The 24,250-nt window shown below is 73.4% G+C and carries 25 protein-coding genes; 11 read left to right on the top strand and 14 right to left on the bottom strand.

What is annotated here, in order from left to right; genetic code table 11:
- Nucleotides 1-3: 3 nt before the first annotated feature.
- From ACFYXV_RS11765 to ACFYXV_RS11745, 5 genes are all read right to left on the bottom strand, one after another.
- Entirely contained in the window at nt 4-1,119 is a 1,116-nt protein-coding gene (locus ACFYXV_RS11765; protein ID WP_389382759.1) for a DegT/DnrJ/EryC1/StrS family aminotransferase, read from the bottom strand.
- A complete protein-coding gene (locus tag ACFYXV_RS11760; protein ID WP_385469437.1) occupies nt 1,116-1,943 on the bottom strand; it encodes a NeuD/PglB/VioB family sugar acetyltransferase in 828 nt (275 codons plus the stop codon). Before ACFYXV_RS11760 ends, ACFYXV_RS11765 begins: the two co-directional genes overlap by 4 nt.
- A complete protein-coding gene (locus ACFYXV_RS11755) occupies nt 1,940-3,115 on the bottom strand; it encodes a DegT/DnrJ/EryC1/StrS family aminotransferase (protein ID WP_389382758.1) in 1,176 nt (391 codons plus the stop codon). Before ACFYXV_RS11755 ends, ACFYXV_RS11760 begins: the two co-directional genes overlap by 4 nt.
- On the bottom strand, nt 3,112-4,122 hold the full coding sequence (locus ACFYXV_RS11750; RefSeq protein ID WP_385469433.1) for an SDR family NAD(P)-dependent oxidoreductase: 1,011 nt from the start codon (nt 4,120-4,122) through the stop codon (nt 3,112-3,114). The genes ACFYXV_RS11755 and ACFYXV_RS11750 overlap by 4 nt, the downstream gene beginning before the upstream one ends.
- A 113-nt stretch (nt 4,123-4,235) precedes the next feature.
- Nucleotides 4,236-5,360, bottom strand: a complete 1,125-nt coding sequence (locus tag ACFYXV_RS11745; protein WP_389382757.1) for a Gfo/Idh/MocA family protein — start codon at nt 5,358-5,360, stop codon at nt 4,236-4,238.
- A 415-nt stretch (nt 5,361-5,775) separates the two neighbouring features.
- On the opposite strand from ACFYXV_RS11745, the gene ACFYXV_RS11740 reads away from it, so the two are divergent.
- The 4 genes from ACFYXV_RS11740 (at nt 5,776) to ACFYXV_RS11725 (ending at nt 10,096) form a co-directional block, all read left to right on the top strand.
- On the top strand, nt 5,776-6,648 hold the full coding sequence (locus tag ACFYXV_RS11740) for a glycosyltransferase (RefSeq protein ID WP_383502362.1): 873 nt from the start codon (nt 5,776-5,778) through the stop codon (nt 6,646-6,648).
- 117 nt (nt 6,649-6,765) lie between these two features.
- On the top strand, nt 6,766-8,223 hold the full coding sequence (locus tag ACFYXV_RS11735; protein WP_389382756.1) for an MFS transporter: 1,458 nt from the start codon (nt 6,766-6,768) through the stop codon (nt 8,221-8,223).
- Nucleotides 8,220-9,233: a TolB-like translocation protein gene (locus ACFYXV_RS11730; RefSeq protein WP_385469427.1), complete on the top strand. Its 1,014-nt coding sequence runs from the start codon at nt 8,220-8,222 to the stop codon at nt 9,231-9,233. The genes ACFYXV_RS11735 and ACFYXV_RS11730 overlap by 4 nt, the downstream gene beginning before the upstream one ends.
- A 74-nt stretch (nt 9,234-9,307) precedes the next feature.
- Entirely contained in the window at nt 9,308-10,096 is a 789-nt protein-coding gene (locus ACFYXV_RS11725) for an SDR family NAD(P)-dependent oxidoreductase (RefSeq protein ID WP_385469425.1), read from the top strand.
- 412 nt (nt 10,097-10,508) lie between these two features.
- Here ACFYXV_RS11725 and ACFYXV_RS11720 read toward each other — a convergent pair whose 3' ends face one another.
- A complete protein-coding gene (locus ACFYXV_RS11720) occupies nt 10,509-10,907 on the bottom strand; it encodes an SHOCT domain-containing protein (protein WP_383346544.1) in 399 nt (132 codons plus the stop codon).
- 159 nt (nt 10,908-11,066) lie between these two features.
- Between ACFYXV_RS11720 and ACFYXV_RS11715 the strand changes: the two genes are divergently transcribed.
- Nucleotides 11,067-12,389, top strand: a complete 1,323-nt coding sequence (locus ACFYXV_RS11715; RefSeq protein ID WP_385473434.1) for a hypothetical protein — start codon at nt 11,067-11,069, stop codon at nt 12,387-12,389.
- A gap of 73 nt (nt 12,390-12,462) precedes the next feature.
- On the opposite strand, the gene ACFYXV_RS11710 is transcribed toward ACFYXV_RS11715, so the two are convergent.
- Together ACFYXV_RS11710 and ACFYXV_RS11705 are read right to left on the bottom strand one after the other, a co-directional pair.
- Nucleotides 12,463-13,884 carry a DUF2252 domain-containing protein gene (locus ACFYXV_RS11710; protein WP_385473437.1) on the bottom strand — a complete coding sequence of 474 codons (1,422 nt, stop codon included), beginning with the start codon at nt 13,882-13,884 and terminating at the stop codon, nt 12,463-12,465.
- A gap of 130 nt (nt 13,885-14,014) precedes the next feature.
- The gene (locus tag ACFYXV_RS11705) at nt 14,015-14,929 is read right to left on the bottom strand and encodes a YhjD/YihY/BrkB family envelope integrity protein (protein ID WP_389382842.1); all 915 of its coding nucleotides are present in this window, start codon (nt 14,927-14,929) and stop codon (nt 14,015-14,017) included.
- A 284-nt stretch (nt 14,930-15,213) separates the two neighbouring features.
- Here ACFYXV_RS11705 and ACFYXV_RS11700 point away from each other — a divergent pair, with 284 nt between their 5' ends.
- The 5 genes from ACFYXV_RS11700 to ACFYXV_RS11680 all read left to right on the top strand — a co-directional run bounded on the left by ACFYXV_RS11700 (nt 15,214) and on the right by ACFYXV_RS11680 (nt 19,270).
- Nucleotides 15,214-15,900 carry a GAP family protein gene (locus ACFYXV_RS11700; protein ID WP_389382755.1) on the top strand — a complete coding sequence of 229 codons (687 nt, stop codon included), beginning with the start codon at nt 15,214-15,216 and terminating at the stop codon, nt 15,898-15,900.
- A 180-nt stretch (nt 15,901-16,080) separates the two neighbouring features.
- Nucleotides 16,081-16,563, top strand: coding sequence for a DUF6325 family protein (locus ACFYXV_RS11695; protein ID WP_383346559.1), 483 nt, complete (start codon nt 16,081-16,083; stop codon nt 16,561-16,563).
- Between the two features lie 47 nt (nt 16,564-16,610).
- Nucleotides 16,611-16,898 carry an SHOCT domain-containing protein gene (locus ACFYXV_RS11690; protein WP_385473446.1) on the top strand — a complete coding sequence of 96 codons (288 nt, stop codon included), beginning with the start codon at nt 16,611-16,613 and terminating at the stop codon, nt 16,896-16,898.
- Between the two features lie 63 nt (nt 16,899-16,961).
- The gene (locus ACFYXV_RS11685) at nt 16,962-18,365 is read left to right on the top strand and encodes a chloride channel protein (protein WP_389382754.1); all 1,404 of its coding nucleotides are present in this window, start codon (nt 16,962-16,964) and stop codon (nt 18,363-18,365) included.
- 110 nt (nt 18,366-18,475) lie between these two features.
- A complete protein-coding gene (locus ACFYXV_RS11680; protein ID WP_389382753.1) occupies nt 18,476-19,270 on the top strand; it encodes an aminotransferase class IV in 795 nt (264 codons plus the stop codon).
- 51 nt (nt 19,271-19,321) lie between these two features.
- Here ACFYXV_RS11680 and ACFYXV_RS11675 read toward each other — a convergent pair whose 3' ends face one another.
- From ACFYXV_RS11675 to ACFYXV_RS11650, 6 genes are all read right to left on the bottom strand, one after another.
- Nucleotides 19,322-19,672 carry a VOC family protein gene (locus ACFYXV_RS11675; protein ID WP_389382752.1) on the bottom strand — a complete coding sequence of 117 codons (351 nt, stop codon included), beginning with the start codon at nt 19,670-19,672 and terminating at the stop codon, nt 19,322-19,324.
- 9 nt (nt 19,673-19,681) lie between these two features.
- Nucleotides 19,682-20,893, bottom strand: coding sequence for a PP2C family protein-serine/threonine phosphatase (locus ACFYXV_RS11670; protein WP_389382751.1), 1,212 nt, complete (start codon nt 20,891-20,893; stop codon nt 19,682-19,684).
- 165 nt (nt 20,894-21,058) lie between these two features.
- Nucleotides 21,059-21,325: a hypothetical protein gene (locus tag ACFYXV_RS11665; RefSeq protein WP_385473460.1), complete on the bottom strand. Its 267-nt coding sequence runs from the start codon at nt 21,323-21,325 to the stop codon at nt 21,059-21,061.
- 10 nt (nt 21,326-21,335) lie between these two features.
- Nucleotides 21,336-21,770, bottom strand: coding sequence for an ArsR/SmtB family transcription factor (locus tag ACFYXV_RS11660; RefSeq protein ID WP_389382750.1), 435 nt, complete (start codon nt 21,768-21,770; stop codon nt 21,336-21,338).
- A 159-nt stretch (nt 21,771-21,929) separates the two neighbouring features.
- Nucleotides 21,930-22,304 (bottom strand): hypothetical protein, encoded by a 375-nt coding sequence (locus ACFYXV_RS11655; RefSeq protein WP_383346583.1) that lies wholly within the window; start codon nt 22,302-22,304, stop codon nt 21,930-21,932.
- 143 nt (nt 22,305-22,447) lie between these two features.
- A complete protein-coding gene (locus tag ACFYXV_RS11650; protein WP_385473467.1) occupies nt 22,448-23,374 on the bottom strand; it encodes a virginiamycin B lyase in 927 nt (308 codons plus the stop codon).
- A 198-nt stretch (nt 23,375-23,572) separates the two neighbouring features.
- On the opposite strand from ACFYXV_RS11650, the gene ACFYXV_RS11645 reads away from it, so the two are divergent.
- Nucleotides 23,573-24,214 carry a TetR/AcrR family transcriptional regulator gene (locus ACFYXV_RS11645; RefSeq protein ID WP_389382749.1) on the top strand — a complete coding sequence of 214 codons (642 nt, stop codon included), beginning with the start codon at nt 23,573-23,575 and terminating at the stop codon, nt 24,212-24,214.
- The last annotated feature ends 36 nt before the right edge of the window (nt 24,215-24,250 follow it).

Below are 24,250 nucleotides of genomic sequence, written 5' to 3'. Positions count from 1 at the left end.
GCGTCAGCGCAGCGCGTCGGTGAGCGCGTCCACGACCCGCTGCTGTTGGGCGGCGGTGATCTGCGGGAAGAGCGGGAGCGAGAGCATCCGATCGGCTGCCTGCTCGGCGTGCGGGAAGTCCCCGCGGCCGTGCCCGAGGTGGGCGAAGGCCGGGGTGAGGTGGACGGGGGCCGGGTAGTGCACTCCCGCGCCGATGCCCTCCGCGTTGAGCTTGCCGACGACCGCGTCACGGTCGGCGCCGCTGACCCGCACGACGTACAGGTGCCACACGTGGAGGTTGCCCTCCGCCGTGACCGGCAGGGTCAGGCGCCCGGCGGCGGCCAGATCGGCGAGCAGTGCGTCGTAGCGGGCGGCCGCGGCGCGGCGGGCCGCGTTGCCGTCGGCGAGGCGGGCCAGTTTGGCCCGCAGGACCACGGCCTGGAGGCCGTCGAGGCGGCTGTTGAACCCGGCGACGTCGTGCCGGTACTTGGCGATGCCGCCGTGGTTGGCCAGGGCCCGTACGAGGTCGGCCTTCTCCTCGTCGTCGGTCACGACCGCGCCCGCGTCCCCGTACGCGCCGAGGTTCTTGCCCGGGTAGAAGCTCGTGGCGGCGATCCCGCCACTGCCCGGGGTACGGCCCTGCCGGTCGGCGCCCTGGCTCTGCGCGGCGTCCTCGACGACCGCGGCGTGCGGGGGCAGTTGCGCGGCCAGTTCCGCCGCGGGGGCGCACTGTCCGTACAGGTGCACCGGGACCACGGCGCGCGTGGCCCGGCCGACCGCTTCCAGGGCGGCCTGCGGGTCCATCAGCAGGGTGTCGGGGACGCAGTCGACGAGGACCGGGCGGGCGCCGATCCGGGCGACGGCTCCGGCGGTGGCGATGAAGGTGTTGGCGGGCAGCACCACCTCGTCGCCGACGCCCACGCCGCTGGCGCGCAGGGCGAGTTCGAGGGCGTCCGTGCCGTTGGCCACGCCGACGCAGTGGCCGACGCCGGCGAAGGCGGCGTACTCGCGCTCGAAGGCGCGGACCTCCTCACCGCCGATGAAGGCGGTGTCGGCCAGTACCCGGTCGAATCCTGCGCGTAATTCCTGCGCGACCTCCGCGTGCGCCGCCTTCAGGTCCACGAGCGGTATCTGGTTCATCCGACTGTGCTCCCCATCCGTGTTTCCGTACTCATGGCTGTCGCGGGACCCGTGTCCGTGCCGGGCCCCGTCCGTGTCCCCGGCCCCGGGCCGGTCTCCTCGCCGTCGGCCCGCAGCTCGTCGAGCGCCGGGCCCCCGGCCGCGCGCAGGCGGCGGGCCGGGCTGCCGGCCCACACCTCTCCGGGCGGCACATCGGCCAGGACGGTGCTTCCCATGCCGGTCAGCGACCAGGCGCCGACCGTGGTGTTCTCCCGTACGAGGGCGCCGGCGCCCACGTACGCCCCGCGCCCCAGCCGGACCCCGCCGCCGAGGCGGACGCCCGAGGCGATCGTCGCGAAGTCCCCGACCGTGTCGTCGTGGGTGAGGACCGCGTGCGGCATCACCGCCACGTGCGCCCCCACCCGTACGGCCGCGGTCAGCACGCAGTGCGCGAGCAGCACCGAGCCCGGGCCGAGTTCCGAGGACTCCGAGACGGCGGCCGTGGGGTGGACCACGGTCGCGTACCGGCTCTCGGGCAGGGCCAGCCGCCGCACGAGGCGGGCCCTGACGGCGTAGTCGCGCGGACTGCCCACGCAGACCACGATCCGGGCGTCCGTTCGCCGGTGCACCAGCTCGCTGCCGCCCAGCACCGGCACCCCGTCGACGTCCCGGCCGTGCAGGGCCGGGTCGTCGTCGAGGTGGCCGGCCAGCCGCCAGCGCGGGGCGCGGCCGCGCGCCCGGTCGGCGGCGGCCGCGTCCCGTAGGGCCTGGGCGGTCTCGCGGGCGAAGCCGCCCGCCCCGACGATCACCAGGTCCCGGGTGGCCGGGATCTCGGACGCGGTCATCCGCCCGCCCGTGCGCGCAGTACCGCGACCACCCGGTCCTGCTGGTCCTGCTCCATGGTGTGGAAGAGGGGCAGGATGAGGGAGTCGCGGCTGATCCGCTCGGTCACCGGCAGCGGGGCCGCCCCGTGCCCGGCGTAGGCCGGTTCCAGGTGCGAGGCCATGATCCCGCGCCGGGCCGAGATCCCCGCCTCGGCCAGCACGGCGAGGAGTTCGTCCCGGCCGACGGGGTAGTCCTCGGTGAGCAGCACCCAGTACGACTGGAAGTTGGCCTCGCCGTGACCGGGGTCGCGGACGGGGCGCAGACCCGGGACGCCGGCGAGCAACCGCTCGTACCGGGCGGCCAGTTCGCGGCGGCGGGCCACGATCGCGTCCAGTTTGCCGAGCTGCACCAGGCCGACCGCGGCCTGGATGTCGGTCATCCGGTAGTTGTAGCCGACCTCCAGGTAGGCCTCGGCGATGGGCTTGCTGCTGGCGTGCCGCTGCGCCGCGGACACGTTCATGCCGTGCTCGCGCAGCCGGCGCAGCCGCTCGGCCCACTCGGCGTCGTCGGTGGTCACCATGCCGCCCTCGCCGGTGGTGATCACCTTGCGGGGGTGGAAGGACCAGGCGGCGAGCAGCGCCCCGTGGCCGACCGACTTGCCGCCGACGGTCGCGCCGATCCCGCAGGCCGCGTCCTCCACCAGCGGGACGCCCCAGTCGGCGCAGGCCTCGCGCAGGGCGTGCACGTCCGCCGGCACCCCGCCCTGGTGGACGGCGAGGACTGCCTTGGTGCGCGCGGTCCGTACGCGGTCCACGGTCTCGGGGGTCAGGTTCCCGGTGGCCTCCTCGACGTCGGCGAACACCGGGTGGGCGCCGACGTAGCGCACCGCGTTGGCGGTGGCGATGAAGGACAGCGAGGGGACGATCACCTCGTCGCCCGGGCCGAGGTCCAGCGCGATCAGCGCCAGGTGCAGGGCGGTGGTGCACGAGCTGACGGCGATGCCGTGCTCGGCGCCCACCCGCTCGGCGAAGGCCCGCTCGAACGCGGCGACGCGGGGGCCCTGCGCGACCCAGCCGGAGAGCACGGCGTCGGCGGCGGCCCGCGCCTCCTCCTCGCCGAGCCAAGGGATCATGACGGGGATCCGGGCGGGGGCGGCGGCCGGGGCGGGCGCGGGGGACGTTCCGGCGCTCATCGGCCTGCCTTCCCGGCCACGGCGGCCCGCGCGGCCGCGTCGGCCGCGCGCTCGGCCCGCCACCACTCCACGAGGTCCCGCAGCCCGCGGCGCATGTCGATCTCGGCGGTGAAGCCGAGGCGCCCGGAGGCCTGCGAGGTGTCCGCGAGGCGCCGGGTGACCCCGTTCACGGCACGGGCCGGTCCGTGCTCGGGTGCCATCGCCTCCGCGCCCATGGCCTCCAGCAGTCCGACGGCCAGGTCGCGCAGGCTGGTCTCGGTCCCGCTCGCGACGTTGAACACCTCGTCGGTCAGGTCCGATTCGGCGGCGAGCAGGTTGGCGCGCGCGATGTCGCGCACGTCGGCGAAGTCCATGGTCTGGGTGCCGTCGCCGAGGATCAGCGGCGGCTCGCCCGCGGTGATCCGCTCCATCCAGCGGATCAGCACCTCGGTGTAGAGCCCGTGGATGTCCATCCGGGGCCCGTAGACGTTGAAGTAGCGCAGCGCGACGTAGTCCAGCCCGTACATGGTGTGGAAGCTGCGCAGCATTCCCTCGTTGAAGGCCTTCGCGGCCCCGTAGAAGGTGTCGTTGTTGTACGGGTGGTGGCGCTCGGTGGTCGGGAAGGTCTCGGCGAGCCCGTAGACCGAGGCCGAGGACGAGGCGATCACCTTGCCCACCCCGGCGGCGACCGCCGCCTCCAGCACGTTGAACGTGCCGTCCACCAGCACCTCGTTGGCCAGGCGCGGCTCCTCCGCGCACTGGGTGATCCGGATGGCGGCGAGGTGGAAGACCAGGTCGGCGCCCTCGGTCGCCTTGCGCACGGTCTCCCGGTCGCGGATGTCGCCCTCGACGACGTTGACCGCGCCGCTCTTCAGGGCGCGGGCCAGGTTCCCGAGCCGCCCCCGGACGAAGTTGTCGAGCACGACGACCTCGTGCGCCCCGTTGTCCACCAGCTGGTCGACGACGTGCGAGCCGATCGTGCCCGCCCCGCCGGTGACCAGAATCCTCTTGCCTCGTACGCTGCTCAACGCCCTGCCCCTACTGAGTCGGTCGTGGTGTTTCGTGCTGGTGCGCCCGGCGCGGTGTGCACGCCGGGCGGGGTGGTGCGGGTGGCGCCTTCCGTTGCGGTCGGCGCCCGGTGTCAGCGGCCGGTGCGCAGTCCGACGACGGCGCCGCGGAACTCCAGGCTGCGGGAGGCGGCTTCGAGGATGTCGAGGACCTGGAGGCCCGCCCAGCCGTCGGTCAGCGCCGGCCGCCGCGTCCTGATCGCGGCGGCGAACTCCTCGACCATGCTGCGCAGGGCCTCCTTCTCGCCGATCGCGGGCGCCACCATGTCGCCGGACCGGTAGGACACGAGCATGTCGCGGCGCTCGTCCGCGCCGATCTCCTGCGGGGCCGTCATGTCCACCCCGCGGTCGTAGACCGCCACGCGCTGGGTGGGGTTGAGGTCGTCCCAGACCAGGGTGCGCTTGGAGCCGCCCACCATCGTCGTGCGGACCTTCACCGGGGACAGCCAGTTGACGTGGACGTGGGCGATGGCGCCGGTGTTGAGCGTGAGCGTCAGATAGGCCACGCAGGACTGTCCGGCGCCGATCGGGTCGGCACCGTGGGCGGCGACGGCGACGGGGTGGACGTTGTCCGGGAGGATGAAGTCGAGGACGGAGAGGTCGTGGGGGGCGAGGTCCCACAGGACGTCGATGTCCTTCTGGACGAGCCCCAGGTTGATCCGCACGGAGTCGAAGAACTGGATGTCGCCGAGTTCGCCGGAGCGGACCATGTCGCGGATGCGGGCCACGGCCGGGGTGTAGCAGTAGGTGTGGTCGCACATGAGGGTGAGGCCGCGTTCCTCGGCCTCGGTCACCAGCTTCAGGCCGTCCTCGTACGTGGCGGCGAGGGGCTTCTCCACGAGGACGTGCTTGCCGGCCCGCAGCGCGGCCAGTGCGACGTCGAGGTGGGTGCCGGCCGGGGTGGCCACGGCGACGGCGTCGACGGCCGGGTCCGCCAGGACGGCCGCGTAGTCGGAGGTCGCCTGGACCGTGGAGTAGGGGCCGAGCACCTGCCGCGCCCGGTCGACGTTCAGATCACAGAGCCAGCGGAGCCGGAACCCCGGGCTGGACTGGAAGTTGCGGACGAGATTGGGGCCCCAGTAGCCCGCTCCGACGACGGCGACGCCTAACGGCTTGGTCGGCCACACGCCCGGGGCCGTGACCTCGCGCGCCGCACCCTTCACGGCGTCCTTCTCGGTGTCCTTCTCGGATTCCTTCACAGCGTTCCACTTTCCTTCCGCGCACGCCCGCGGGCGCAATCGACAACCCATGGCCGGGACGCGTGCGAAGGAAGGGGGTGCCGCCGACGGCCGGCGCCGGGGCGCATGCGCGACCCGTGCGTGACCTGCCCAACGGTGATGGCCCCCCACGACCGATGCCCTACGTGTTGCGACGTACTTCCGCCCCCCGGCCGCCCGGCGCGCCCCTCGCACCGGTCCGGCCACGGGCAGGTGGCCTGTTCCCCCAAGCCGCCGTGCCCGCAAGTTCCCCAACTGCCTTGCTCCCACCGGATTTCAGCGTCGTCGAAGCACGTCGAATCCGGTCGGCTGCGTTCAATCTAGACCACCGGAACCAGCCCCGGGGAGAGTTGCAGGAAACGGTCGGCGCGGGTGTTCGAGCGTGCATACTTCCGGGGTGACCAGCATCGTGATCCCGGCCCACAACGAGGGCCGGGTCATCGGCCGGCTCCTCGACGCTCTCCTGGCCGACGCCCCGGCGTCCGGGCCCGACATCGTCGTGGTGTGCAACGGCTGTACGGACGACACCGCGGCGGTGGCGGGCGCGCGGGGACCCCGCGTACGGGTGGTGGAGATTCCGACTCCGTCCAAACACACGGCACTCCGGGTCGGGGACGAGCACGCCCAGGGCTTTCCACGCCTGTACGTGGACGCCGACGTGGAGGTCGGGGCGGCCGACGTACGGGCGCTGACCGGCGCCCTCGCCGCCCGTCCGGACCTGCTCGCGGCGGCCCCCGGCCGGGACATCCCCCTTTCCGGGTGCGCCTGGCCGGTCCGCGCGTACTACCGGGTCTGGCAGCGGCTGCCGGCCGTCCGCGAGGGGCTGTTCGGGCGCGGTGTCATCGCCGTGACCGAGCCGGGGCACGCGCGGATCGCCGCGCTGCCGCCGCTGATGGCCGACGACCTGGCCGCGTCGCTGGCGTTCGCTCCGCAGGAGCGCCGGGTGGTCGAGACGGCCCGGGTGGTGGTGCATCCGCCGCGCACCTGGGGGGACTTGATCAGGAGGCGGGTCAGGGCGGCGACCTCCTCAGCCGAGCTGGAGCGCTTCCAGGCTTCGCAGGCGCCCGGAAGCGCGGAGGGGGCGCACGCGCCGTCCGCGCGCACCGGTACGGATGATCTGCGCGCCCTGCTGAGGGCCCAGCCGAGCCTGCTTCCGGGGGTGGTGGTGTTCGTGGTGGCGGCGCTGGCCGCCCGACGCCGCGCCCGCAAGGCCATCCGCTCCGGGGACTTCTCGACGTGGCTGCGCGACGAGAGCAGCCGGCAGGGCTGAGCTGAGCGGCGGTGTTCCGCCGAATCGGGGCGTACGCCGCCCAGTTGGCCCGTACAAGCACTAGGGTCTCACTCGTACGTACGAGTGACCTGACCTCGGCACCGGGAGCTCCAGAGCATGTACCTCGCGGACCGCTCCGCGCCCGCCGGCGCGAAGACCGCACCGGACGGCGCCTCCGTCCGGGCCCCCGCGGTCGCCTCGACCGTCCTCGCACTGGGCACGGTCAGCCTGATCACGGACGTCTCCTCGGAGATGGTCACCGCGGTGCTGCCGCTGTACCTGGTCGCCGGGCTCGGGCTGAGCCCGCTCGGCTTCGGCGCGCTCGACGGGGTCTACAACGGGGTCAGCGCGCTGGTCCAGCTGACCGGCGGCCACCTCGCCGACCGGGTCCGCAACCACAAGCTGATCGCGGGCATCGGCTACGGCCTGTCCGCCCTGTGCAAACCGCTGCTCCTGCTCGCGCACAGCCTGGGCCCGGTGGGCGTGGTCCTCGCGCTGGAGCGCACCGGCAAGGGCCTGCGCACCGCTCCGCGCGACGCCCTCATCTCCCTCTCCACACCGGCGGAGTTACAGGGGCGGGCGTTCGGCGTGCACCGCGCCATGGACACCACCGGGGCGCTGATCGGCCCCCTCGCCGCCTTCTTCATCCTGAACATGGCGGTGGGCGGGTACGACGCCGTCTTCGGGGTGAGCGCGTGCGTCGCCGTGCTGGGTGTGGTCGTGCTGATGCTGTTCGTCCCCTCGGGGGCGGGGCTGGGCCCGGAGCCGGTGGTGGCGGCGGGACGGGGCGGCGCGACAACGGACGGAACCAAGGCGGACGGAACCAAGGCGGACGGAGCGAAAGCGGACGGCGCTGTTCAGGCCGGGACGAAGCCCGGCCGGGTGAACCTCCGCGAGGCGGCCGCCCTGCTGCGTCTGCCCCGGCTCCGCGCCCTCGCGCTCTGCGCCGCCCTGCTGGGCCTCACCACCGTCAGCGACGCGTTCCTCTACCTCCTGCTCCAGGACCGCACCGGCATCCGCGAGCAGTGGTTCCCGCTGCTCCCGCTCGGCACAGCCGCCGTGTTCCTGCTGCTGGCCGTGCCGGCCGGCGCGCTGGCCGACCGGATCGGGCGCCGTACCGTCTTCCTCGCCGGGCACGCCCTCCTGCTGGCCGGGTACGGGCTGCTGCTGTGGGCCCCGCACTGGCCTGCGCTCCCGTACCTGGTCCTCGTCCTGCACGGCCTGTTCTACGCGGCCACCGACGGGGTCCTGCCCGCCGCCGTCGGCGCGACCGTCCCGGCGAGGCTGCGGGCCACCGGCCTCGCCGTCGTCGGGACCGGCCAGGCGCTGGCCCGCTTCGGCTGCTCGCTCGCCTTCGGGGCCGCCTGGACGATGTGGGGCGCGGGCACCGCGCTCGCCGCAGCGGCGGCCGGCCTGTGCTGTTGCGCGGCCGTCGCCGGCTTCGTGCTCCGCCCGGCGGCACCGGACACCGATCCGCACTCCGGCACCGGCCCGGACTCCGCCACCGGCCCGGACTCCATCACCGATCCGGACTCCGTCACCGATCCAGCCCGACTCCACCGAGGAAACCGATGACCCGCTCCCGCCGGCTGCTCGTACTCGCGGCGGCCGTGCTGCTCCTCGGGGGCCTCGCCGCCGCGCTCGTACTGCGCTCCGCCGCCCGCGCGGAGCAGACGCACGAGGGGGACCCGACCGTCGCCCAGGGCCGGGTCGCGCTCGGGCAGCAAGACCGGCTGGCCTTCCTCAACGGCGCCAAGGGACCGCACCGCGGGGCGCTCGTCTCGGTCCCCGGGCAGGCACCGCAGGCGGAGCGCACCGCCTCGGGCCTCACCTGCCAGCGCTTCCACGCCGCCGCCGGCACCGGGGTCTGCCTGAACTCCTCGCCGGGCGCCCTGGCCCAGGACAACAAGGCCGTGATCGTCGACTCCGAGCTGCGCCCGCTGCACAGCTTCCCGCTGGCGGGCACCCCGTCGCGGGCGCGGGTCGCGCCGAGCGGCCATTTCGCCGCCTGGACGGTGTTCGTCGCCGGCGAGTCCTACGGCGCCGCGTTCTTCTCCACCCGTACGACGATCGTGGACACCCGCACCTGGGCGGTCGAACCGGACCTGGAGAAGTTCTCCATCGTGCTGGACGGCCGCCCCTACTCCTCGGGGGACGTGAACTTCTGGGGCGTCACCTTCTCGAAGGACGACGACACCTTCTACGCCACGCTCGGCACCGCCGGCCAGACGTACCTGGTGAAGGGCTCGGTCTCGCGGCGCAGCGTCACCACCCTCGCCCAGAACGTCGAATGCCCCTCGCTCTCTCCGGACGAGACCCGGGTGGTGTACAAGAAGCGCGTCATGCGCGGGGCGTCGCTGTGGCGCGAGCACGTACTGGACCTGCGGACGCTGCGGGAGCAGCCGCTCGCGGAGAAGCGCAGCGTGGACGACCAGGCGCTCTGGCTCGACGACCGCACCGTGGCCTACGCCCTGCCCGCCGAGGGCGCGCCGGACACCACCGACCTGTGGACGGTCCCGGCGGACGGCACGGGCGCCCCGCGCCTGCTCACCCCGGCGGCCTCGTCCCCGACCCGCCTGGGCTGAACAGGGGCCACCCGCCTGACAGCACGGCCATGTCAGGACCCCGGCGGCCCGGGGCTCACCCAGACTCACTCCTCGTGGACCTGCATCTCAAGGACAAGGTGGCGCTGGTCACCGGAGCGAGCAAGGGCATCGGCCTGGCGGTGACCCGCGCCCTGGCCGGTGAGGGCGCGCGCGTGGTGGCCGCCGCCCGCACGGTGGGCGGCCCCCTGACGGAGCTGGCCGCCGGGGGGCGGGTCCGGCCCGTGGCCGTCGACCTGGCCACCGCGGACGGGCCCGCGCACGCGGTGCGGGAGGCCGTCGCCGCCTTCGGGGGGCTCGACGTCCTCGTCAACAACGTCGGCGCCGTCAGGCCGCGGCTGGGCGGATTCCTGTCGCTGACCGACGAGGACTGGGCCTGGGCCCTGGAGATCAACTTCCTGACCGCCGTACGCACCACCCGGGCCGCCCTCCCGCACCTCCTCGAACGCGGCGCCGGGTCGATCGTCACCGTCAGCTCGGTCAACGCCTTCCTGCCCGACCCGGGCGTGATCGACTACGGCGCTGCGAAGGCGGCGCTCGCCAACTTCTGCAAGGCGCTGTCCAAGGAGGTCGGCCCGCGCGGCGTACGCGTCAACACCGTCAGCCCCGGCCCGGTCGAGACGGCGCTCTGGCTCGGGGACCAGGGCGTCGCCGCCACGGTGGCGGGCGGTACGGGGAGTTCGCCGGACGACGTCGTCGCGGGCGTCGCCGCCCGGTCCGTCACCGGCCGTTTCACCCGGCCGGAGGAGGTCGCCGATCTCGTCCTCCTCCTGGCCTCCGACCGCGCCGGCAACACCACGGGCTCCGACCACACCATCGACGGGGGACTCATCACCACGCTCTGATCCCCGGGGGGGGAGTCCGACCACGCTGCGAGTGTGATCACTCCGCTCGCGAAAACACCCCCCGGGCCCCCCGGAAAAGCGTCCGAGGCGCCCTTCCGGCAGTGCACGGCCGGTCCGGCGCGACGGCTTCCGCTGGACGCAGCAGCACGAGAGGGTCTCCCCCCGCCGAAGCCAGGGGGAAAGGCGACGCTCGCGTCGTCGACCGACGACAGCGCCGCGTGCGCGCGTGCCAGACCCCGCCGACCGGAAGGGACTTCGACGACACCCCCCAGGGCCGGGAGGACGAGGACGGCGGCGGCGGCCGGACCGGGCACGGTCCGGCCGCCGGCCGGGCAGGAATCCCGGTCTGCCCCCTGCAGACCGGAAGCCGAGACTGCCCCGGGTACACGCGCCGCCCCGCGCACGGGCCGGCTCAGGTGAGCAGCTTCGCTTTGGCCTGCTGGAACTCGGCCTCCGACAGCGCGCCCTTGTCCTTCAGCGCGACGAGCTTGGTGAGTTCGTCGGCGTGCGATCCGCCGGCCGAGGACGACCCGGCCGTCTCGCGGATGTAGTTCTGGAAGGCGGCCTCGCTCTCCTTGGCCTGCTTGACGTCCCGCTGGGTCATGCCCTTGCCGCGGGCGATGACGTAAACGAGCACTCCCAGGAAGGGCAGGATGATCACGAAGATCAGCCAGCCCGCCTTGCCCCAGCCGCTCATCTCATGGTCACGGAAGATGTCCGTGATGATCTTGAACAGCAGGAACAGCCACATGATCCACAGAAAGAACCAGAGCATGGACCAGAACACGGAGAGCGCGGGGTAGTCGTCCATGATTACCTCCTTGCGGCGAGCCGAATGCCCGCGATCAGCAGTATTGGTCCGCATACCGCCCTCCGCACGTCGAGCGGTTCGGCTCACCCGGTCAGCCCGCCTCCGCTTGCCCGGCCCAGCCCGCCGGGTTTGCCTGGGTGCGACCTGTAGGAGGGCCGTATGCCGGACGATGACAACCAGGGAGAACTCGCCGCGCTACGCGCTCGGGTCGCCACGCTGGAGGCGGAGGCTGCGCACCGCCTGCCGCGCTGGCACCGGCTCCGCGCGTTCCTGTCGGCGCTGCTGATCATCATCGGCTGCGTTCTGGCGCCGCTGGGCATCGTCGCCGCGTGGACGTCGAGCATCGTGGGCGACACCGACCGCTACGTGACCACCGTGGCCCCGCTGGCCTCCAACCCCGACGTACAGGCGGCCGCCGCGAACCGGGTCACCGGCGCGGTGATGGAACACATCGACCTTCCCAACCTCCTTGAGGACGTGGCGCCGGACCAGCGGCCGCTGCTGCAGAAGGCGCTGGGGAAGCTGGGCAACGGGCTGGAGGGCGCGGTCCGCAGCTTCGTGCACGAGAAGGCGCTGGACGTCGTCCAGTCGAACGCCTTCGAGACCATCTGGACCAACGCGAACCGCACGGTCCACACCTCGCTCGTGCGCGCCCTGACCGGCAGCGACGAGGGGGCCGTTCAGATCAAGAACGACTCGGTGACCGTCGACCTCGCTCCCGTGATCGACCAGGTGAAGAACAAGCTGGTGGATTCCGGGATGAGCGTGGCCGCCAAGATCCCCGAGGTCCACACCGACTTCACGGTCCTCAAATCGGACGACATCGGCCGGGTCAAGACCGGTTTCCGGCTGCTGGAGATCATGGGCTTCTGGCTGCCGGTCATCGCCGTGGTGCTCGCGGCCGTCGGCGTGCTGCTCTCCGTCCACCGGCGGCGGACCCTGGTGACGGCGGCCCTCGGCTTCGCCGTCGCGGCGCTCGTCCTGGGCATCGCACTGACGGTCTTCCGTACGGTCTACCTCAACGCGCTCCCCGACACCGTGTCCCAGCCGGCCGCCGGCGCCGTCTACGACGCGATGATCAAGCTCCTGCGCACCACGGTCCGCATGGTCGTGGCCCTCGGCGTGCTGCTCGCGCTCGCCGCCTGGCTCTCGGGTCCGGGTCGCCGCGCCACCGTGGTGCGCCAGATGTGGCACTCGGGCATCGCGGCCACCCGGGCCTCCGCCGACCGTGCGGGCCTGCGTACGGGACCGGTCGGCGCCTTCGTGGGCCGCCACCGCACGTGGATCACCTGGATCCTGGTGGCTGCGGCCGTCCTCGCCTTCGTCCTGTGGCCGTATCCGACCGGCTGGGTCATCCTCGGTCTCGCCCTCGCGCTCCTCTTCGCCCTGGCCGTGATGGACTTCATCGCCGAGGACGACGCGCAGGACGCCGGGGACGCGGGCGCGGTGCCGCCCGGTGGAAACCCGCCGCGTCCCGTGTAGGGACCGGCTCAGGGCCGCGCCGCCCCGGGCCGGGTCTCGCGGGCGCGGGCGCACGCGGGGCGCCCGGCGGCGGTCACGCCGTCCGCGCCGCCAGCCGGCCCGCGGCCACCGCGTCCACCAGGGCCCGGTGGTCGCGCTCGTTCAGGTCGGCATAGGTCTCCGCGAACCGCACCAGCGCCCGGTCGAACACGTCGCCGCCGCCCAGATAGGCGGCGATGCCGATCCGGTCGCCGGACCGGGCGTGCGCCCGGGCCAGGGTGGCGGCGCACACGTCGCCGAAGGCCTGCATGCCCCGCGGTGCCATGAGCTCCGGTTCGATGCTCCCCTTCCAGTCCCGCAACTGCCGTACGTAGAAGTCCCGCTCGCGGCCGTCGATGCCCTCCGTCCGGTGCCAGCCCAGGAAGATGTCGCTGGCCGCCTGCATCAGGCGCTGCCCCGCCACCACCCGCTCGCCCTGCATGGAGTGCTCGCCTGCGCCGACGTACGGGGCGAGGACGGACTCTCCGGCCTCCTTGGCCTGGAGGATCAACGGGTCCTCGTCGTCCCTGCCCAGGAGCAGGATGATCCAGCACCGGGTGCCCACACTGCCGACGCCCACCACTTTGCGGGCCATGTCGACGACGGTGAACTGCCGCAGCAGGTGGCGCCGGTCCGAGGGAAGGGTCTCGCCGTACCGGTCGACCATGTCGCGGATCTGCTCCTCCAGCGAGCCGCGCCGGTTGTCCGGCATGAGCTCCGTGAGCGGCGTGACCAAGGGCGGCACCGAGCGGAACCGCCGCTCCCCGGCCACGACCTCGGTGAGTTTCCCGGCGGCCTGGAGGCTGTCCCGTCCCCGTGCTTTGGCCAGTTCCTCGGCGAGCCGCTTGCGGCCGCGCGAGCGCAGTTCGGTCGCCCCCAGCGTCTGGAGCTGCTCCGCGTCGACGCGCGCGTACCAGACGTCGAGGTGGGGCATGACGGCGTAGTCGCGCATCCTCTCGCGGTACGACCTGCCCGCGGACCGGACGACCGCGGCGCGCTCGCGGTCGCTGAAGCCGTTCTCCCGCCCGGCGATGGCCAGGCTCACGGCCAGCCGCTTGACGTCCCACTCCCACGGTCCCGGCAGTGTCTCGTCGAAATCGTTGACGTCGAACAGCAGGTTCCGCTCCGGGGTGCCGAGCAGCCCGTAGTTCAACATGTGCGCATCGCCGCACACTTGGACCCGCAGACCCGAGTCCTGCGTGTGGGCGAGGTCGGCCGCCATGACGGCTGCGGCGCCCCGGTAGAAGCGGAACGGTGACTCTGACATCCGCCCGTAGCGGATCGGCACCAGCTCCGGCACCCGGCCGGCCGACTGCCCTTCGAGGATGTCCACCGGATCCTGCCGCTGCGCGGACGGCTCGAAGTCCCCCTGTCCGGAGCGGGGCGCCCTGCGCCGGGCGGCGCGCCCGCGGGCGACCCGCTCCGCGACGGACAGCCGGTGCACGCCGTTCTCCGTCTTCGCTGCACGCTTTGCCATCGCTGTGGACCTCCAGGCCGCTCGGGCCCCTGCTGCCCAGCATGGCACCGCCCGCCCCGCGCTGCCGTACGGCGCCACGCGCCGCGCGCCGCGGGAGCGCGGGAGCGCCGGAGCGCGGGAGCACCGGAGCTCAGTCCTGCTCCATCCGCTCCCGGCTGGGCGGCGGACTTCCCAGCCGCCGGGCGAAGTACGGCTCCTGCGCAAGGACGGCGCCCATGGTGACACCGCCCGCGATGGCCACGCACAGCACGATCAGCCATGACAGAAGGACGAAGACCGAGCCGGCCGAACCGTACTCGCCCAGCGCCCGGTTGAGCGCGCGCGGCATGTAGAAACCTGCGGTGACCGACAGGGCGGTCATCGCGCCGGCGGTGATCAGGGCACCCGGCAGCAGCGGCATCCAGCCGACGAGGCGGCCCAGCAGGATGTGCTGGGTCCACCACCACACCAGCGCCTGGAAGACGAACGTGACGGGGACGCCCAGCCAGAGCCCGACGCCGAACCCGCTGCGCACCGGTTCCTGCACGAGCAGCAGACCGATCCAGGCGGCGATCCACGCGAGCCAGCGCCAGACCGCGATCCGCGCCCCGGTGCGCGGGATCTCCCACGCGCGCTTGCACAGCCGCTGCATGGCGCGGCTCACGGCGGTCGCGGACAACAGCACCATCAGGGAGCCCACCACGCCCACCGCGTTCTGGAGCTCCCCGTCGGAGCTGCGGAAAATGGCGGACAGCTGGTCGCTCGCCTCGCCGTTGAGCCCGAACACCGCACGGATCGATGAGGCCATCTGCTCCCGTACGCCCTGCGGGGCGACCGACGCGACGACGAAGACCAGGGGGACGGCGGTCAGGAAGCACTGCGCGGCGAGGCGGGTCGCGGAGTCGAAGATGTTCACCGACACCATGCGCTCGGCGACGTGGGTGATCACCGGAAACCGGGTCTCGGCCCGGCGCTGGAGCCGCCGGGCCTTGGCTGCCGTCCGCTGCGAGCGGGATCGCCACCACTCGGACCGCAGGACGGCACGCCTGCCCTTGCCGGAGGCCATCAGCACACCGGCACGGGAGCGGGCACGGGAGCGGGCACGGGGGCGGGCACGGGAGGAAACGGACGGCTCGACGCCGGGGCCGGGACAGGGCCCGGGGCCGGTCGGCAAGTCGTCGTCATCGCGGTCTCCTTCGTGTGCGTCCAGGTTGAAGGACACGGCCGGGGGCGGCATCTCGAACGCCCTCGGCCGTCCGGAGGCGTTGGCCCACCCACCAACGGACGCGAAAAGGTGTAGGGGCCCGGACCCGTGCGTAGTGTCGTACCTCGTCACTCGATTGGGGCGCCATGGTCCTCGACCTCTTGCTCATCGCGCTGGCCATCACCGTCGACCCGCTGCCCATCATGGCCTTCGCGCTCGTGGTGTCCTCCGCCAGGGGAGTGTGGAAGGGCCTCGTCTTCATCCTGGCCTGGCTCGCCTGCCTCGTCGTGGTGATCGCGGTCGTACTCACCGTGACGGACGGCCAGCCGCCGCCACCGCGCTCCCCGCCCGGCATCGCGGGGCTGGCGGCCAAGATGGTCATCGGACTGGGGCTGGTGTGCTACGGGCTCCACCGCCGCCGCCTCATGAAGGCGGGCACGGCCCCGCGCGGCTCCGCCACCCCGCTCGGCCCCGAACCACGGGGCGGCCCCTCGGACGGCGCGGCCTCCCGCTCGGGCTCGCTCTGGGCGGCCGCGGGACTGGCCGTGCTCGTCCAGCCGTGGGGGCTGGTCGCGGCGGGCGTGACGACCGTGCTCGAAGCGAACACCTCGCACACGTCCACCTACGCGGCCCTGTTCGGCTTCTGTCTCCTCGCGACCGCCAGCCTGCTGGCCGCCGAGCTGTACATCGTGTTCGCACCCGAGGTCGCGCACGACCGGCTGATGCGCCTGCGCGGCTGGCTGGAGGGTCACCAGCAGCAGGCGATCGTCGTCATCTGCCTGGTGATCGGCCTGTGGCTGACCGGCAAGAGCATCTACCAGCTGACCGGCTGACCACCCGGCCGCCGGCGGACCGGCCGGCTCGCAGGTGACCTTCCGGATGTGCGGAGGTGCGTGCGCGGTGCTGGAATGGGCTTAGGCGACGTCCCTCCTGCCCATCGCGTGCCCGAGCCGGCGCCCGCGGACCGGCGGCGGGCGCGACGTCTTCCCTCCCCCAGCACGACAGGAGCAGCCATGAGCAGCGAGGTCGAGGAATCAGGCGGGCTCGGCGACATCGGCGACATCGACGACATGGGTCCGGTGGACTACGTCGTGATCGAGTTCCCGGGCAACCGGATGACCGGCAACGGACTCCCCATGCTCGTCGATCTCGTCGATCGCGGCATCATCCGCATCTTCGACCTGGTCTTCGTCCGCAAGGACCTGGACGGCTCGGTGACGGCGGTGGAGCTGACCGACTTCGGTGACGAGGTCGACCTTTCGGTCTTCGAAGGAGCCTCGTCCGGCCTGCTGGACCAGAGCGACATCGACGACGCCGGCGTCGCGCTGGAACCGGGGAACTCGGCGGGGATCATCGTGTACGAGAACACGTGGGCGGCGCCGTTCGCCCGCGAACTGCGCCGCGGCGGCGCACAGCTCGTGGCCGCCGGCCGGATTCCCGTGCAGGCGCTGCTCGCCTCGCTGGAGGCCATGGAGGTACGGCCCGACGACGCATGAGGACGTGGCCGCAGCCCTGCTTCACCGCACCCCTGGAGATGAGCACCATGCCCGGACTTCTTCGCGGAGTCGCCCGTACGGCCGTCATCGCCGGCACCGCAACCGCCGTGTCCAACCGGGTGTCCAGGCGGCAGGCGGGCCGCTGGGCGCAGCAGGAGGCACCGCAGGCCGAGGCCGCGCCGCCCCCTCCGCCGCCCCCTCCCCCTGCCGCGGCACCTGCCGCCGACGACATGACCGCCAAGATCGACCAGCTCAAGCAGCTCAGCACCCTGAAGGAACAGGGTGTCCTGACCGAGGAGGAATTCGCCGAGCAGAAGCGCCGGCTCCTCGGCTGATGGTACGGAACACCCCGTACCGGACTCTCCGGTGAGGGACGGGGGACGGGAGGGAACGGCCCCATGACGCAGCCGACTCAGCCGAGTCCGGATCCGGGAACGGGTGCGGGTGCGGGTACGGGGCCGCAGGAGCCCCCGCGGCCCGCGGAAGCCCAGAGGCTCGGCGAGCTGATCCGCACTCCCGGATACCGCAAGACGCTGGTGTTCTGCGGTCTCATCGGCATCCCCGTCTCGCTGGCCGCGTTCTGGTTCCTCGCCGGGATCCAGAAACTGGAGAGTCTGGTCTGGGTGGACCTCCCGCACGCCCTCGGCCACGACGGTCCGCCCTGGTGGTGGCCGCTGCCGCTGCTGCTCGTATCGGGTGTCTGCGTCGGTCAGATCGTCACCCGGTTCCCGGGGGCCGGCGGGCACATCCCCGCCACCGGCCTGCACGCGGGCGGTCCCGGAGCCGCGGCCCTGCCCGGAGTGATCCTCGCGGCCGTGTTCAGCCTGCCGCTCGGCGCCACGCTCGGTCCCGAGGCCCCGCTCATCGCGCTCGGCGGCGGACTCGCGATCGCGCTGCGGCACCTCACCGGAACACCGGAGACGCCGATGAGCACCGCGCTGCTGGGCGCGGCCGGTTCCGCCGCGGCGATCGCCACCATCTTCGGCAATCCGCTGATCGGCGGGGTGCTGCTCATGGAGGTCGTGGGCGTGGGCGGGCCCCAGCTGTTCGCCGTCATGCTGCCCGCGCTGCTCTCCAGCGGCATCGGCTCGCTCGTGTTCACCGGGTTCGGCCACTGGACCGGGCTGAAGACCGGCGGCCTGTCGCTGAAGTCCCCGGGCACGCACTTCCCCCGCTTGGACGTCGGTGACGTGGTCTGGTCGATCCTCATCGCCGCGGCCCTCGCGGGCGGCATCCACCTGATCCAGTTCGGCGGACGGCTGACCGCCGTCCGGGTCGCCAAACGGCCGCTGATCGTCACCGCGGTCTGCGCGCTCGCGGCGGGCGTCTGTGCCGCCGCCTATTCCCTGGGCACCGGCCGCTCCCCCGCTGACGTGGCCTCCTCCGGCCAGGCCACGATGGCCCAGCTGGCCGGTGACCCGCACGCGTGGGCCGTGGGCACGCTGATCGCCGTGCTCCTCTGCAAGGGCGCCGCCTTCTCCTTGTGCCTGGGCAGTCTGCGCGGTGGCCCCATCTTCCCGTCGCTGTTCCTCGGCGCCGCGGCAGGCGTCCTCTGCTCGCCGCTGCCCGGGTTCGGTGTCGGCGCCGGACTGGCGGCCGGCATGGCCGCCGCCACCGTGAGCGCGCTGCGGCTGCCGGTCAGCAGCGTGGTGCTCGTGGTGCTCGTGCTGGGCAGCACCGAGATGATCCCGGTGGCGATCCTCTCCGCCGTCGTGGCACTGGTGACCATCGAACTCCTGCCGCCCGGCCCCGCGATCCCTCCCGTCGGCCGCATGGCGGTCTCCGCGCCGCCGGCCCCGTAGGGCAACCGCCGTCCACGCGCCGGCCGCCACCCCGCTCTTCACGCGGTCCTGACTCTCTTCACGCGGTCCTGACGACGGCGGACCCCTCCGGCGGCGGGCAGACTGCGGGTATGGCTTCCCTGAACGGCTCCCCCGCCTCCGCCGCTGCCCTGCAGGCCCTCGCACTGACCAACTACGGGCATTTCACCACCATGAGGGTGGAGGACGGCGGGGTACGGGGGCTGGGTCTGCACCTCGCCCGGCTGGTGGCGGACTGCCGTGCGGTGTTCGGGGCGGAGCTGGACCCCGAGTGGGTGCGGGAGTGCGTACGCCGGGAGGCCGGGAGCGGGCGGGCCGGGGCGTTCATGGTGCGCGTCACGGTCTTCGACCCCGAGCTGGATCTGACGGCCCCCGACCGGCCGGGGCGGCCGGGCGTGCTGGTGACGACCCGGCCGGCGGCCGGCTCCGCGGACCGGCCGCTGCCGGGGCTGCGCGTACAGCGGCGCGCCTTCCACCGCGACGCGCCGGCGGTGAAGCACGTGGCGCTGTTCGGGCAGCTCCGACTGCGGCGGGCGGCGCGGCTCGCCGGGTTCGACGACGTGCTGTTCACCGGCGCGGACGGGTTGGTCTCCGAGGGCTGCACGTGGAATGCCGGCTTCGTCGACGAGGCCGGGACCGTCGTCTGGCCGGAGGCCGAGGTCCTGCCGGGGACGACGATGCGGCTGCTGCGGGCCGCCGGCGGCGGGCAGGTCACGGCTGCGGTGACGGACGTCCGGCTGCGCTCGATGCGGGCGGCGTTCGCGACGAGCACGGGGTTCGGCGTACGGGCCCTGTCCGCGGTCGACGACGTCGCGTTCCGCTCCGACGACCCGGTGATCGGCGCACTGCGGGAGTCCTACGCGGCCGTCCCGCTGGACCGCCTGTAGCCGAGCGGGCCTTCTCGGGGCGGGCCCGCCGCCCCGCCGCGGCCCCCGCCCTCAGGGGGAGGAGAGGACGCAGAACTCGTTGCCCTCCGGATCGGCCAGGACGACCCAGGTGACGTCCTCGCCCTGGCCGATGTCGGCCCGGCGGGCGCCGTGTTCGAGGAGACGGGCGACCTCCGCCGCCTGGTCGTCCGGGCGGAAGTCCAGGTGCAGGGGGCTCTTGGCCCGTTTCGGCTCCGCCGCCCGTACGAAGAGCAGCCCGGGCATCCGGTCGGCCGCGGGGCGGATCTCGTACTCCTCCGGCGAGTCGTCCACGACCACCCAACCGAGCGCCTGCGCCCACCAGCGGCCCAGCGCGGCCGGGTCCGCGGCCTCCACGATCGTCTGTTCCCACTCCAGCGCCATGCGGGAACCCTACGGCCTGCGGGGGCGGATGCGGGCGGCGAGTACGGCGACGTCGTCCTCGGCGTGCCGGGCGTCCAGGGCCGCCACCACCGCGTCCACCATCTCCTCCACCGTCTCCCCCACCGGCAGCCGCAGCCCGGCCAGCCGGGCCAGCGAGACGTCGATGTCCTCGCCGCGCCGCTCCACCAGCCCGTCGGTGAACATCACCAGGGTCTCCTCGGTGGTGATCCGCCGCGTCACGCCCTCGTAGCCGCCCACGCCGGTGCCCAGCGGCGGCCCCACCGGGACGTCGACCAGGACCGCCGTGCTGTCCTCCCCGAAGATCGCCGGCGGCAGGTGTCCGGCGCTGGCGAAGTCCGCGACCCCGCGCGCGGGGTCGACCCGTACGAGCAGACAGGTGGCCGGCCGCCGGGCCGGGTCCTCGGCCACGAGCGCGTCCAGCTGGCGCAGGACGCGGTGCGGGGCGAGGTCCGTGGAGGCCACGTCGCGCAGCGTGGAGCGGTAGGCGTTCATGTCGACGGCGGCGTCGAGCCCGTGGCCCATGACGTCCCCGACCACCAGCAGCGTGCGGCCGAAGTGGAGGCGGACCGTCTCGAACCAGTCCCCGCCCACCAGCGCCCGGGTGCCGACCGGCAGGTAGCGGCTGGCCATCTCCAGATTGGGGTGCGGCCGTCCCGGCTCCGACACCAGCGCCCGTTGCAGGTTCAGGGCCGTGTCCTGGGTGGCGGCCAGTTCCCGGGCGTGGCCGAGGTGCACCGCCGCCAGCCGGGCCGTGAAGTGGACCGTCGCCGCCTCGTGGTCGCTGAAGCCGCCGTCGGCCCGTACCGCGAGTACCGCGCCGTAGACCCGGTCGCGGGCCAGCAGCGGAACCGATACGAGGTGCGCCCGGGTGCCGCCGGAGACCACCGCCCATTCGGAGAGGGGGTGCCCGCCGTCGATGGCGCGCACGGACGGCGACTCGTCGGCCTGCGCGGTCAGCAATCCGATCGATCCGGCCACGGCGACCCGGTTCAGCCCGCCGTCCTCGGACCGCAGGTCCACCGCGACGGCGTCGCACAGGTTGCGGAACAGGAAGCCGGCGAGCTCCTCGCAGGTGGCGTTCTCGTCGAGCCTCGTCCCGATCTGCTCGGCCGCGGCCTCCATCGCGCGCAGCCGCGCGCGCAGCGCCTCGTACTCGTTCTCCCCCGGTGGCCCGGCGGACCTCCGGTCGTGCTCGGACAAGACACCTCCCCGGCCCGTGGCAGCCGAAGAAGCCATTCCACCAGCACCACGGGCCGCCCGCACGTGCGCCGCTCGGCGCAACACCCCCGAACATGGGTGGAAGCCATCACAACGCCGTGATCCGAAGGACGGTGACCGGTACCCGGCTGGTCCTCGGCTGCTCCTCTACTCCTCGGCGAGCTGGGCCACCCAGCCGTAGGGGAGCTCCTCGCCGTCGACCGTCACCGCCTCGACGGTGCGCGTCTCGGGGTCGATGTCGGCTTGTACTCCCTCGCCCGCGTACCGCGGATAGCCGGAGGCCCCGAATTCACCGGTGGTCTCCACCAGGGCGGTGCGCAGCACGCCCCGCCGGGCGGAATCACCCGGCTCGGCGAGGCCCGGGCGCAGGAGGACGGTGTAGTGGGCGGGGCGGGACGCGGGGGAGGAATCCATGCGTCCCAGGCTAGCCACCGACCGGGCGCCGACCCGGTATCCCGGCCTCGTGGCCCGTCCGCGCCCCCGGTTCTCCCGGCGCCCCGGCCCCGGCCCCGGCCCCGGACTGGGGACGCGGGTCCACTTGGCGCAGTTCGGCCAGGAGTTCGCTCTGACCCGCCAGGAGTTCGGTCAGGATGCGGCGGGCCGCGCGCAGGAGCTCGGCCACGTCGCCCCCGGCGAGGGCGTAGGTGACGGTCGCGCCGTCCCGCGTGGAAACGACGATGCCGGAGCGGCGCAGGACCGCCAGTTGCTGGGACAGGTTGGACGGCTCGATGTCGATCTCGGCGAGGAGATCGCGTACGGGCATCGGGCCGTCCTGGAGGAGCTCCAGAACGCGGATCCGGACGGGGTGTCCCAGCATGCGGAAGAACTCGGCTTTCGCCTGGTACAGGGGTACCTGCATGCCCACGAACGCTCCCGCCGTCACTCGGACCCGCACTTTCGGCTCCATCATTCCGCCCGATGGGCCCACGCACGCCCCTGGTTGACCAATTTCGGATGTGCCGGATTGAAGAGTTCTTCAATTCATCGGCATGCGTGGGCCCGGGCCGGCGGACGCTCCCTAGAGCTCCAGCGCGGATTCGATGCGCTTGAGCTGGTGCCGGGCCATGGCCAGGTTGGAGTTCGCCTTGTTCAGCACCACGTACAGGAACAGCCCGTCGGTTCCCCTCCCCCGCAGCAGCCGAATCAGGTGGTATTGATTCCCGAGCGTGATCAGCAGGTCCTCGATGTCGTCGTTCAGACCCAGCATTTCCATGGTGCGGACCTTGGCCCGGATCACGTCCGTGTTTCCCGCCGCGGCGACCGCGAGGTCGAGGTCCTTGCCGCCGCCGAGCGTTCCCAGCGCCATTCCACTGCCGTAGTCGACGAGGGCGACCCCCAGGGTCCCCTCGATCGAGGTCATCGTCTCCTTCAACGAGACTTCCACATTCGCCATCGGCGCCCACTCCCTCATCTACGCGTTCACGGCCGGAGTCCGCTCGCGCGGCACACCGGACCACTTGTGAGGCCGACGCTACTGAGCGTGCGCGCAAAGATGAGGGGAACGGGAGATCTGACGGAAAACCTCCCGTCCTCCGTCTAAGATCCGCCCGGTACACGCGTGATCGCGCCGTGCTCCAGCGCCACGTACAGGGCGCCGTCCGGGCCGAAGGCCAGGCCGTGGGGCTCGCTCCCGGGCGGGTCGAGCGGGTACGAACGGACCAGGCCCGCCGGGGTGATGCGGCCGATCCGGCCCGAGCCCCACTCGGTGAACCAGAGGCATCCGTCCGGGCCGGCCGTGATCGCGTGGGGGCGGCAGGCCGCGTCGGCGAGCGGGAACTCCGTGATCTCACCGAGCGGGGTGATCCGGCCGATGCGCCCGGCCCCGATCTCGGTGAACCACAGCGCCCCGTCGCCGCCCGCGCAGATCCCCACGGGGGCGGCCCGCTCGGTGGGCAGCGGATGCACGGTGACCTTTCCCGCCGTGGTGATCCGCCCCACCGCGTTCGCCTGGTTGAGGGTGAACCACAGCGCGCCGTCCGGCCCCGCCGCGATCATGCCGGGGAACGCCCCGGCCACGGGCAGCGGGAACTCCCGGATCTCGCCGTCCGTGGCGATCCGGCCGATCCGGTCGGCGTGCAGCTGTGTGAACCAGAGGGCGCCGTCCGGGCCCGCGGCGATTCCGTACGGACCGGGGCCGTCGCCGGGAAGGGCGTACGAGCGGGCCTCGCCGCCGGTCGTGATGCGGCCGATGCGGTGGTCCCGGGTGCGGGTGAACCAGAGCGCGCCGTCCGGTCCGGCGGTGATGAGCGAGGGGCCGCAGGAGGGCGAGTCCAGGGCGTACGCGGCGAGTCGCCCGTCGGGAGTCAGGCGGGCGACGGCGCCCGCGTGGACGAGGGTGCACCACAGCGCGCCGTCGGGGCCCGCGGTGAGCGCGTACGGACCCGAGGCCGGATCCGGGACGGGGAACACGGCGGGCGCGTCCGGCGCGGGTGACTGCGCGGGCGTCGGAGAAGGTACGGACACGGGTGCCTCTTTCAGCGGAGCGACGGGACGTGGACGCGGGGGTGTCATGCGGCCGCCGGGGCTCCCCGTACGTCCGGGCAGGCCCGGTCGAACAGGCCCAGGCCCAGCAGTCGTTCGGCGTGCTCTTCGGCGCTCCCCGCCCGCCACCGCCACCGGAACCACTCCTTAACGCGACATCGGTTGCGTTAAGATCCTGGCATGGACTCTCCTTCCTCCGCAAGCGATCTTCCCGAACCGGCCGTCCGCAGGCGCACCGGCGGCCGCGGCGCCCGGGTCCGCGGGCAGGTTCTCGCGGCCGTCGGCGAGCTGCTGGTCGAGGACGGCTTCGACCGCCTCACCGTGGACGCGGTCGCGGCCCGCGCGGGGGTACACCGCACGAGCGTCTACCGCAGGTGGCGGGACGTGGGCGGGCTGCTCGCCGATCTGCTCGACTCCGCGGCGGACGACTCCTGGGGCCCGCCGGACACGGGCTCGCTGGAGGAGGATCTCTCCGCGCTGAACCAGGAGGTGTTCGACGCCCTCGCCGACGGGCCGACCCTGACGACGGTCCTGATCGCGGCGTCCTTCCGGTTCGACGACGCCGCCCGGGCCCTGAGCCGCTTCTGGGACGACCGCCACGCCCGCTCGGCACCGGTCGTCACGCGGGCGGTGGCCCGGGGTGAGGTCCCCGGGGCCACCGACCCGCGCGCCGTGCTCGTCACCGCGACGGCCCCGCTCTACCACGAGCTCCTGTTGCTGCGGACCGCACCGGACCGCGGCCTTCCGCGCCGCGCCGCCCGCGCCGCGGCCGCGGCGGCGCGGGCGGGGGCCTTCGTCTCCCCCGCTCCGGCCGGCGGGTAGGGGTGTCTTGCGGACCCCTTGTGGATCTCTTGCGGA

It is taken from the genome of Streptomyces sp. NPDC002181, assembly GCF_042890485.1.
Taxonomy (GTDB): Bacteria; Actinomycetota; Actinomycetes; order Streptomycetales; family Streptomycetaceae; genus Streptomyces.
Note: the sequence above shows the minus strand (reverse complement) of the source record. Positions and strands in the feature narration are given on the sequence as shown.